This window comes from Paraburkholderia nodosa DSM 21604, assembly GCF_000519185.1.
Taxonomy (GTDB): domain Bacteria; phylum Pseudomonadota; class Gammaproteobacteria; order Burkholderiales; family Burkholderiaceae; genus Paraburkholderia; species Paraburkholderia nodosa.
This window is the reverse complement of sequence record NZ_JAFA01000088.1, coordinates 1-10,392: the sequence shown is the minus strand read 5'-3', so window position 1 is coordinate 10,392 and position 10,392 is coordinate 1. Positions and strand designations below refer to the sequence as shown.

8 protein-coding genes and 2 pseudogenes are annotated in these 10,392 nt (G+C 57.0%); 4 read left to right on the top strand and 6 right to left on the bottom strand.

The features are described from left to right. The first annotated feature begins 1,103 nt into the window (after nt 1-1,103). Both A3CW_RS54685 and A3CW_RS51995 read left to right on the top strand, forming a co-directional pair. Entirely contained in the window at nt 1,104-1,556 is a 453-nt protein-coding gene (locus A3CW_RS54685; protein WP_081772104.1) for a DUF3757 domain-containing protein, read from the top strand. 73 nt (nt 1,557-1,629) lie between these two features. Continuing rightward, nucleotides 1,630-1,755 (top strand): annotated as a pseudogene (locus tag A3CW_RS51995) (IS6 family transposase); the annotation flags it as partial. A 39-nt stretch (nt 1,756-1,794) separates the two neighbouring features. Here the strand turns inward: A3CW_RS51995 and A3CW_RS0143630 are convergent. The 3 genes from A3CW_RS0143630 to A3CW_RS0143615 form a co-directional block, all read right to left on the bottom strand. Next, nucleotides 1,795-2,055 carry a hypothetical protein gene (locus tag A3CW_RS0143630; protein ID WP_028209100.1) on the bottom strand — a complete coding sequence of 87 codons (261 nt, stop codon included), beginning with the start codon at nt 2,053-2,055 and terminating at the stop codon, nt 1,795-1,797. Between the two features lie 132 nt (nt 2,056-2,187). Next, nucleotides 2,188-2,802, bottom strand: a complete 615-nt coding sequence (locus tag A3CW_RS49790) for a transposase (RefSeq protein WP_211254144.1) — start codon at nt 2,800-2,802, stop codon at nt 2,188-2,190. Nucleotides 2,803-2,924: 122 nt separating this feature from the next. Beyond that, on the bottom strand, nt 2,925-3,386 hold the full coding sequence (locus tag A3CW_RS0143615) for a helix-turn-helix domain-containing protein (protein WP_028209099.1): 462 nt from the start codon (nt 3,384-3,386) through the stop codon (nt 2,925-2,927). A gap of 370 nt (nt 3,387-3,756) precedes the next feature. Between A3CW_RS0143615 and A3CW_RS0143610 the strand changes: the two genes are divergently transcribed. After that, complete coding sequence (locus A3CW_RS0143610) at nt 3,757-4,839, top strand: IS630 family transposase (RefSeq protein ID WP_028209098.1); 1,083 nt, start codon at nt 3,757-3,759, stop codon at nt 4,837-4,839. A 258-nt stretch (nt 4,840-5,097) separates the two neighbouring features. Here A3CW_RS0143610 and A3CW_RS0143605 read toward each other — a convergent pair whose 3' ends face one another. From A3CW_RS0143605 to A3CW_RS0143595, 3 genes and pseudogenes are all read right to left on the bottom strand, one after another. Next, entirely contained in the window at nt 5,098-6,864 is a 1,767-nt protein-coding gene (locus tag A3CW_RS0143605; RefSeq protein ID WP_028209097.1) for an ABC transporter ATP-binding protein/permease, read from the bottom strand. Between the two features lie 16 nt (nt 6,865-6,880). Continuing rightward, nucleotides 6,881-7,252, bottom strand: a pseudogene (locus A3CW_RS0143600) (metallopeptidase TldD-related protein); the annotation flags it as partial. A 165-nt stretch (nt 7,253-7,417) separates the two neighbouring features. Next, a complete protein-coding gene (locus A3CW_RS0143595) occupies nt 7,418-7,801 on the bottom strand; it encodes a transposase (protein WP_028209095.1) in 384 nt (127 codons plus the stop codon). Between the two features lie 1,703 nt (nt 7,802-9,504). Here A3CW_RS0143595 and A3CW_RS0143585 point away from each other — a divergent pair. Continuing rightward, nucleotides 9,505-10,272: a transposase gene (locus tag A3CW_RS0143585; protein ID WP_081772103.1), complete on the top strand. Its 768-nt coding sequence runs from the start codon at nt 9,505-9,507 to the stop codon at nt 10,270-10,272. Nucleotides 10,273-10,392 lie beyond the last annotated feature (120 nt).

Below are 10,392 nucleotides of genomic sequence, written 5' to 3'. Positions count from 1 at the left end.
GCAATTTCCTGACTCGTACGACCATCAGCGGCCATCAAGACAATCTTTTCCCGGCGAACCAGAGAGTGAGGCAGCGAACGCGAGCGGCTCATTGACAGCAATTGTTCTCGCTCCAGTTCCGACACGACAACCTCGATTCCTTTACGTCCCATGATCGCCTCCAACACGCCGTGAATTCGATCATAGAACAATCTTAATTTACGTAAAGTTATTTCTGGGACGGAATACTAGGGGCATCGCATCCTGCAGGTTGGGAAAAAATCTCGCCAGTCGACTTGCGCAGCGCTACAGGGGCAGCGCCACAGCGCACAACCCAGACAGACATTGCAGGTGTGCCTTAACGCCTGAAACGTGGATTTGAAGAGTCAAAAAAATTATCAGCACCATCAATTTTATTTATTTGATATGGTTACTTCTATGTCTTATAAAGGAAGAGCTTCTTTTTTGGTAAATCAACTGACTCGTCAAAAATCAATTGATCATATAACGTCTGCAAAACTCATTCGACTGTTCACGACAATACGGCGGCCGAATTGTCGCTAGACGACAGCTCGAGCTGAATAATTTAATTGGATGCCGTATTTAACCAGATCAAGCTACCGAAGGTTAGCACGCGCGCGCCCGGAATCAATATGCGTTCCACCTGCTTAAGCAGCAGTTCGGTTAAACGTATATCTGTTACCGAGAGTCGATGCAACACTTCGTGCAGGTTCGATGCTGTTTGCGCCCACAAGTTGGCTGCGACTCACGGTTCGCGCTTTATGTAAAGGCCTGCTTTCCATCCACCGGTTATCGGAGCACTGATGTCGGTATTGGCTGAAGCAGTCGTAAGCTGCCCGATTACCGATGATATCGCGATGGCAAGAGGGTGTACACAGCAATCGCCGGCGATGGCGAGAACAAATGACTGCGTGTTGCGCCGGGACTTGGGGGAAAGCACCAGCAAGGCGTTTCTCCACCGTGTTCCTTCAGCACGTACGAAGGATAGTGGGTCGGCTGCGTCCTTGAAGTGCTCTTACGAGCCATTTCTTAATTCAGATTCAAATCGATGATTTGGATTTATTCTCCGAATATACTTCTGCGTACTAGGATGAATCTTGACTATGAAGAAAAGCATTTTAATTTTTCACATCGCAGTTAGCGCATCGTGGTACGCGTCGGCCGAAACGTTAGAGCGCTGTCCAGTTATCTCTGAGATAAGTAAGGAAGGAATTTGGTATACAGCTACAGCAGTACCCAACGATGCTGAGGGTATGTGGTTGGGCGTTGCGCCGGACGATGACGATCGCATCAGGAGATTTATCTCTGCCACGTTCTATCCAGCGAAGGATAGTGATAGTGGGCCGCCAGCGCTAGTTAGCTGCTCGTATGAGCTTAGGAACGGCCGCCATGCAGATTTACGATTCGTACCGAGGCCTCCGCTACCGACTTTAGGGGTGGATGAAAGCATGTGGCGCCGGAAAAATGGTCCTTACGGTCGTAGCTACTATGAATGCACTGCGGTGGCCGGCTCGGGTTGTAGCTTCTATCTTGTTCGACGGTCCAACAAACCGTAGAACCTTAGTCAGCGGGCTTACAATTGGCAGCGGCTCTGTCAGGTTGATGGAGAGGGGGCGGTAGAATGACGTAATGAAGAAGGCAAAACAGCTTTCTCACGGCCACCGGTTCCCTGCCGTCGTCATCAGCTGCGCGGTTCGCTGGTATTTCCGGTTTAGCCTGAGCCTGCGCGACGTCGAGGAGTTGCTGCTCGAGCGTCGGTAAATTTCAAGCTAGATGTCGCCTCAACGATTAAATTCAGGCGGCTTTTTGCTCCTGTCGGTGGTCGCGTTTGATGGGTTCGAAGTTGTCTGTCTGATCGGGATTCAGGTGGACCGTGTGTACGCGCTTCCAGTTTCGCGTGGGGCCTTTCCATCGTAGCGGGTTGCGCTGCTTTGCCGCCTCGTAGAGCGTAGCGCGGCGATCGAGGATCTGCTGGTCGAGCTTGGCGTGCCGTTGGGCAGGCGTGACGAAACGGATCGCACTGTGACGATGTTCGTGGTTATACCAGCGCACCAACCCGGTGACCCAGGCGCGCGCGGCAAACAGGGTGTCGAACGCCTGCAGGGGATAGGCCGACCGCCTATTTGCACCAGAGCCTTCACAGAAGCGCTAATGTGCCCGCTAATTTGGCTAGCGCGCCTTGCGAGGCTAACGATACCTGCAGTCGTCGCGATAACGATTTATCGCTCGAAGAGCGGTAGTAAAGTTGGCCGCATTGCGTAAAGCAGATGCTGGTATCGTCTCGAGCAAGGTGTGATGTGCCTGGCAATAGTCCGCCGTTGGATCGAGCCATTCCCTCTTCCAGCGCGGCGCGGACACGTCGGCATCGTTGAGTAAAGTGTTCACGAGAAATTGACTTGAAATCGTGCCGTATCCGCCGAGCAACTCAGCGAGTTCAGCGTCGATGGTTTCCCTGGTCCAGGTGACGAAGCGTCGCCAGTGGTATTTGAAGTGCTTCCAGACGATCTCGATCAGATTCAGCTCGGGACTGTACGGCGGCAGATAGAACGGGAGTGCCTTGTGTTCGAGAAACCAGCGATCCAGCGTGTCCTGATCAATGCTGTGATGGATGCTCGCGTTGTCGAGCACGATCACAGTCGGACGGCCATCGCCCTTGCGGATCAGCGAGTCGAGAAATTCGACGACATCAGGGCCTTTCACCGTTCTGGCGCTCGCGGGGTAGATGATGCTGTTCTTACCGAAGTCAAGCGCGCCCACGACGCTGCGTTTGCAATGGCTGTTGGGCTCGATACTGTGGGGCAATCCCCGTGGTGACCAGCTTCACTGGACGGGCGGCGCCGCACGGAAGCCTGCCTCGTCGAAATAGAACAGGCGACACTGACCGTCGCGCGCGGCACATTGCAGCTTGCCGAGCGTATCCGCTTTCAACTGGAACTCCTCTTCGTTGCGCTTTTTTTGAGCGCGTAGCGATTGCGTTTGAACGAGAAGCCTTCGCGCTTGAGTGCCTCACCGAGCGTTTCGATCCGGCATGGCAGCGGTTCGCCGTGAATGGCCTGCACGCGTTGTCCAATCTGCGCAAGGGTCGACGACTCGGTTCGCGCCACCTCAAGGGCCAAGGTGATCATTGCGTCAGACAACGCAGGCGGACGGCCACCGTTATGGCCGCCCATCAGCCCGAACACCCCGCTGTCGCGCCATGCGTGGGACCAGTTGTAGACCCTTTGTCCGCTCACACCGAGTTGTGCAGCAATCACCTTGGGCTTGATCTTGCGCCCGAGCATCAGCAGACCCGCCGCTCGCGTGCGCGTGTCCCGATGTTTGTGATTGATCGACAACTGCTGCAACCTCGTTTCTTCGGCTTCGCTCAGTTCTACAACACACTTCATCCGCTACCCCGGTATCATGACGGCGCCAGGATAGTCAAATTCAAATCAATTGATCAGGAACACTTAAATGTATCTTGCATTTGGGGTTTATTTCGCCCGCGAGTAAAATCGCTCAGCGGCAGATGGTTGAGTGCCGCGAATGCATTTCATCTTTCCCTTGACGATCATCTGCATGACTTCGATGCCGCCCCAGAATGATGCGGGCACAGCAAAAATCCTTGAATCCCAGTATGAGCAGCGTCCGCCCGATCACCGTGCCGGTCCCGTCGGCATGTCTGGAATTAACTCGGCGCTAGTATTCTGTCCCAGAAATAACTTTGCATAAGTCCAAATTGTTCTATGATCGAGTCACGGTGTGCAGGAGGCGATCATGGGACGCAAAGGAATCGAGGTTGTCGTGTCGGAGCTGGAGCGAGAGCAATTGCTTTCAATGAGCCGCTCGCGTTCGCTGCCTCACTCTCTGGTTCGCCGGGAAAAGATTGTCTTGATGGCCGCTGATGGTCGTACGAGTCAGGAAATTGCAACGCAGTGCGAAGTGACACCGCCGGCGATCACCCACTGGAAGAAGCGGTTTGTTGCCCATGGACTTGCCGGTCTGCGTGATGAAGCCCGTCCAGGCCGGCCTCGTACGCATGACGATGAAGCAGTAGCGGAATTACTGGCGAGGATACTGCATGAGAAGCCGGACGGGGCAACGCACTGGAGCGTGCGGTCCGCTGCTGCGCAGACAGGGATTTCGAAGAGTTCGGTGGCCCGATATCTGTCGTTGTTCGGTGTACAGCCCCATCGTTCAAAGAGCTCCAAGCTGTCTAATGATCCCTACTTCGTAGAGAAGGTACGCGATATTGTCGGGCTGTACCTGAGCCCGCCGACCAATGCCTTGGTGCTGTGCGTCGACGAGAAGAGCCAGTGCCAGGCGCTAGAGCGTACTCAGCCGATGTTGCCGATGGGGCTGGGCTACCTCGAGGGGGTAACGCATGATTACGTCCGGCATGGCACTACTACTTTGTTCGCCGCGCTCAATACGGCAACGGGTGAAGTCATTGCGCAATGTAAGCCGCGCCACCAACATCAGGAATTCCTGGCGTTTCTCAGGCATGTGGACCAGGCAGTGCCTGCCGATCTCGATGTGCATATGATCGTCGACAACTATGCAACACACAAGCATCCGAAGGTCAGGGCATGGCTGGCCAGGCATACGCGCTACCACATGCACTTCACGCCGACCTACTCAAGCTGGCTGAACCAGGTTGAGCGCTGGTTTGGCCTGATTACACAGCAGGCGATTCGTCGAGGGTCGTTCAAGAACGTGCGCCAACTCGTTACCGGCATCGAGCGGTATATCGAGCAGTACAACCACCACGGCCGGCCGTTCGTATGGACCGCGACTGCCGATTCAATTCTCCAGAAAGTGGCTCGGCTATGCAAAATTATTTCTGGGACAGAATACTAGTAGAGTTACTGGATAGGCTTCCTCCTAATTATTGTTCCGTCTCAACACCATGCCAACTCGCACCAAATGGTGCGATCTCCCTTACGCCACAATGGACAGACGGTTTGCGGCCGCAAGCAACTCTGTGAACGCTGCTAGCGGCGTTTGGGAACACCAACAGTTGTTCCTGCGTATGCACGAGCCGTTCAACCTATTCATATTCGTCACAGTCATATCGATGGTTGATTCAGGATAACGAACGTCTTTGAAAAGCAGCGCTCAAAGGATGTCTGCGTCGCTCAGGCGCTCCACCTTTTCTCGGCTTTGGTCGACGGTGACCAAACGCACATTCCCATCCGGTTGCAGTTCCAGCACCAGGGTGTGATACGCGAGCAACGACGGTCGATGCCCGACACTCACGCAGGTCATGCCGCGCAGGGCGAGCACCCGGTACAGCCGCGCTTCCGTTGCCACGTCGACCGCACTCGTCGCTTCGTCCAGGCAAACGTAACGCGCCTGGGCAGCCAGTGCACGCGCGAAGCCTATCCGTTGCTGCTCGCCGAGTGACAGCACGCGCGACCAATCGATGACACTATCAAAGCCACCATGCCGGGCAGCAAGATCAGGCAGTGATACCTCGACCAGGAATGCCTGGAGTTCGCTGTCGGTGAACGCCCGCGTTGTCGCCGGATACAGGATCTGCTCGCGCAAGCTACCCAGTAGCATGTACGGCCGTTGTGGCAAGAACAGCACTTCATCGGAGTCCGGCATCGTAATCGTGCCGTTACCCGCGCGCCACAGCCCCGCCATCGCCCGCAACAATGAACTTTTACCGACTCCGGTCTGCCCCATAATCAGCAGGTGCTCGCCAGCGGAAAGCGTCAGGCACAGGTCCCGCAACAGCGTGCGTTCCCGTCCGGGCGTCTCGACGGTGAGACGATCGAACCGGATGGCTTGGCCACGACGAAGCGTGATCGTGTTGTCCCGACCAGCGCCTTCCCGCTCGACTGCCTGTACTTTCTCGACGATCTGCGCTAGCCGTACCACGTGAGGCGCCCCCGTTGCAAATGTGGGCACGAATCCTGTCAGTCGCTGGATCGCGCCCCGCAGCAGCTCTGCAGAAGCGACACCCTGAGTAATCGTTCCAAATGTAGTTTTTCCGCTGAAATACAATGGCACGAGGGCCAGCACCAGCAATACGGTCCAGATCAAGCCAAGACCGGCCTCTGCGGCATTCATGACGAACTGATATTGCAAGGTCGCCACTGCGATACGAACCGCCCGTTGCAAGCGTTTCCCGATGCTCGTGCCCTCTGCCTGTTCGCCGCGATACAGAGCAATGGTTTCGGCGTAGTTCCGTACATGCAGGATGCCAAAGCGCAGATCGGCTTGCGCCACGGTCGATTCGAACTGCAGGCGAATAAACGGGCGGTACAGCCACCACGTAATGACCGTGGTCGCGGCACCATATGCGAGCACACCGTAAAACAACGCTGGCGCAATCGATTTGAGGATCCAGCCCTGAACCGCCAATCCAGATCCCGCGTGTAGCAACACCCACGGCAACGTTACGGCCATGCTGCAGAACGGCCCGACTTCCTGCTGGATTCGTTGGTCAATATTATCGACATCGTTGTCCTGCTCGATACGAAAATACACACGGCCATTCAGATAACGCCGCACCAGGTCGCGTGTCAGCCACGCCCACCAGTGGAAAGTCAACCGACTCACCACGAAGTTGAAAAACAGGCTAACCACGCCGCCATTGATGACCAGGCCCACCAACGTAAAAAGGGTGAACAGGTGCCAGTAGGACACCGCGTGGCGCGATACCAGTGCATCGCTCATCTCTCTGGTGAGAAACGACAGCTTGGCACCGAGTGCAGTGTCCACGATCGAAAAGGCAGTACATGCGCCCAACACGAGCCATGAACGCCACGCGCGCGGGCGCGTCCAATACGGACGCGTCAATCGGAGGAAGCGCCGGACGAATCGGCCGTTGATGCTGTAGTCCTTCGGATCCTGAATCGTTGCGGTAGGCAGCATGGAAATTCCTCTGTATTCAGGCAACAACGTCGCCGACCGGTACGCGCAGGCCTTCGTTGCCGCAAACGCCGACGCCCGTGTCGAGCGACATGGCGTTGCCGATCATGCTCACGTACTTCACCGGTTCGGGACCGCTGCAAATCAGCGGCGCGCCCTTCACCGGGCCGGTGATCTTGCCGTTCCCGATCATGTACGCCTCGGACGCCGAGAGCACAAACTTACCGTTCGTGATGTCGACCTGGCCGCCGCCGGGATTCACCGCGTACAGGCCGTTCTTCACCGACTCGATAGTTTCCTGCCGATCCTGGTCGCCATTGAACATGTAGGTGTTGGTCATGCGCGGCATGGGAAGCGCCGCGTATGACTCGCGCCGCGCGTTCTCCGCCACAACACCCGTCGCACATTCCCGGCCATGAACGCGTGCAAGCCCGGCATTCGTCCTTCAACCTTAAAGAAGACATCCCGGCCAATCCGTCGTATTCCTTTCCGTTCACACAGAAAATCAGTTGCGGAATATTACGCATTCCAAAATAATTGAAGACGTTCTCGCTTTTCATCCACTTTCAGTTTTCCCGCTTTGATCTTCCTGGAGAACTACCCGGTGTTCGGCGAAGTCGTTGTCGTACCGCGGCGTGATTACCGTTTTGTCCTTCCCGCCGAGCGCGACGTCTACACCGATCTCATTCTGGGGCGTGGCCGGCCTCAGTACGCGACCGTGCTGCGCCAGAGCCGCAACCACGACGTCCATCGTGCCCTTCTGCTGCCACCGCCTGGAGTTATGCCGGACGGCAAAGTGGGACGGGTAGCCGAGGTGCTGCGGCAGATGCACCCACCGGCATTTCTTGGTGAGCACATGCAGGATGGCGTTCAGCCCGCAGACTGGCGACGCGCGGACGGCAGGGCCACGTGTCTGCGGGCCGAAGAGCGACTCGACCACCGCCCATTCGTCGCCAGTGAGCGGCTGCTAGATCAAACGTCGCTTACCGCTTCGTCGTTCGACCGTCGAGCGGTCTGGCCGTCCAGCACTTCTATCNGGAACGGGCCACGGACTCCCATTGAAAATTCGGCCGCCGCAGCCAGGGCGCGTTCGAGTCTGATTTCNGGCCGCATCGGCATTCCGGCGGTGGTATGTAGCGAGCCCAGCGCCNCCTGTTCGCCGCTACCACAGGCATNGAAGTTCACGGCGTTTTCGCCAACCTGATAATCGTCGCCAATCCGGAAAATGCGCCCCTCGTACCCGACCAGAAAAGTGCCAGCCGATTCCCGTTCGCTGTCCTTGCGTGCGAATCCACCGCGGGTAAAGCAAGCGCGTACCGCCTCAACGAACGTCGTGCACATGAAGACCAGCACATCGGTACCTTCAGGGCGCGGCGCGACGGTCAGATTATGGCCGAGAAGCTGCCCCATCCTGAAGGACGACGTGAAGCCGATCAGGAACGGCCCCACCCGATAAATCTTGGGGTCGGCGCGCGTGATCATGGACCAACCATTTGCTCCAGCCGAATCGGCACCCATGCAGACCTTCCTGCCATCCGTCAGCGCCACAATGCAGGTCATGCCGCCTCCGTAGGTGTTGCCCGGTAGAATGCGATGTGCCTGCCCTCGCACGGCCCAGCCGTAATCCAGTCGACTCCATGCAGTCCGCCCATTGCCGTGCAGAACTGCCTCGCGCGACGACTCTCAGTAAGCCACGCTCGACGAGCGCGATGTACGTTGGCGCGATGCATTCGAACGCGAGGTGGCGGCATTCCTCCTGCGTGTACGCAGTCCCCCGTGATCCGTCCAGACAAGGGTCGCAGGTCCGTTGCACGCGCAGGCTCCGCAACCGTGTGGGGCGCGCGCGCAAAAACGCCGGCTGAGACAGCAGCGCCGTGAGATTTGATTTCGTGTTCAGTCGTCATTCAATCCACCCGTAATGGTCCGCGAAAAGCAAACGCAAAACTTGTGCCAACACCACCATGCGTCGATCGGTAAGGGTTTCACGCGCGGCCGCAGTCGAACTCAATGCCCGCGATGGTGTGAGTTTTGCGATGTGAGGCGGTAAGCGCTCAACCAGATTGCAGCAGGTTTGCGCGGTGGCCGTCCGGTGAGCCTGTGCACGGGGTACGCGTACGACTGAAGGTCGCTGGCGCTGCGTGCGGCTACGACTCTGCCAACGGAGCCGGGTCATCTCGATGTGGTGTGATGTATTTCTTCCAATCGGGCCGACGGATGTAGGAGATGTAAGGTTCCGGACAAACTGTATCTGACGCCGTAGCTGGATGAGCGGGAGCCATCCCGGCACCTGCGCACCCGTTTTTGTCGTCTAATTGGTCAACAACGATCTACCGTGGTCTTTGTCGTCTTCGTAGTCGCACTCTCCCGCTCTCCGTGCGCTACAACGTGTAGCCAGACGTCGCACCCGTTCCTATGTGATTCACGCTATCCAGCCAGCAGGTTGCAAAGCGAGTCTCGGAATCGAGCATGGCGACGAACTCAGATTGATCGGAATTGCCAACAACGGTACGTCGTTAAGCGACTAGCTCACTACTGGTTGCAGGTTTTTCTCAGGTGTAAAAACAGGCGGAGAGGTGAGCTGGGTAAAGGGATTCGAGCGGTTGTCGTCGAAGCGGCTAGAATCCATCGCTTTGATGATGGAAAATGGCCCAACGCCAAGCCCGACGAGGGATTCCGGTTGAATTGAGCGAAGCGCAATTCAACGAGTTTGTCTTGCCTCATTTGCCACGGGGTCGTCGTGGCCCGCTGCCGCGATTGCCACTGTACAGGATCTTCAACTACATCCTGAAGGCGCTGTACCTTGGATGCCAGTGGCACATGCTGCCGATCGACAGGAATCAGCAGGGTCGACGCGAAATTCATCCGACCAGCATTTACCGGATCTTTCGTCGCTGGCAGGCGAGCGGATGTTTCGGCGCGATATTTCTCGCGTCAGTGCGCCGGCTTCAGCAGGACCAGTTGCTCGATCTGTCGATCATTCACGGCGACGGCACAACGACTGCGGCAAAGAAAGGCGGCGACAATCTCGGTTTTAGCGGTCACAAAAGACTCAAGGGCTGCAAGATCGTGGCTTTCTGTGATCGGCGCTGCAACTTCATCGCACCGTTCGTGGTCGCACCCGCCAATCACAACGAATCGCCGATGTTACGCGAGGCATTGCCCACACTGACGAAGACCGCCCGCGAAGCAGGTCTGACACTACACGGCACCATCGTCAGCCTCGATGGCGCCTACGATTGCCGGGTGAATCGCAAGGCCATCTTTAATCGTGGCATGGTGCCCAACATCAACCCGAACCCGCGTGGCAGGAAAACGCCCAAACGCGGCCGCAAGGCGCTGTTCGAGCCGGCCATTTTCAAGGAGCGCTTCAACACCATCGAGCGGCTGTTCGGCTGGGAAGACACCCATTAGCGGGCCGGCGTCAAGTGAGCAATCAACATCCCCGGCTGCCTGAGCGACCGTTTTCCAGTTGCCATGCCCCCGAATGCAAGCGGCCGAACGCGCCCGTGACTTCAATCCTGGCTGCGACGA

Excerpts from the sequence above, each read along its gene's own strand:
- A3CW_RS54685 (WP_081772104.1), top strand. The coding sequence starts at position 1,104 with ATGAAGAAAAGCATTTTAATTTTTCACATCGCAGTTAGCGCATCGTGG.
- A3CW_RS0143615 (WP_028209099.1), bottom strand. The coding sequence starts at position 3,386 with ATGAAGTGTGTTGTAGAACTGAGCGAAGCCGAAGAAACGAGGTTGCAG.
- A3CW_RS0143610 (WP_028209098.1), top strand. The coding sequence starts at position 3,757 with ATGGGACGCAAAGGAATCGAGGTTGTCGTGTCGGAGCTGGAGCGAGAG.
- A3CW_RS0143605 (WP_028209097.1), bottom strand. The coding sequence starts at position 6,864 with ATGCTGCCTACCGCAACGATTCAGGATCCGAAGGACTACAGCATCAAC.
- A3CW_RS0143585 (WP_081772103.1), top strand. The coding sequence starts at position 9,505 with ATGGCCCAACGCCAAGCCCGACGAGGGATTCCGGTTGAATTGAGCGAA.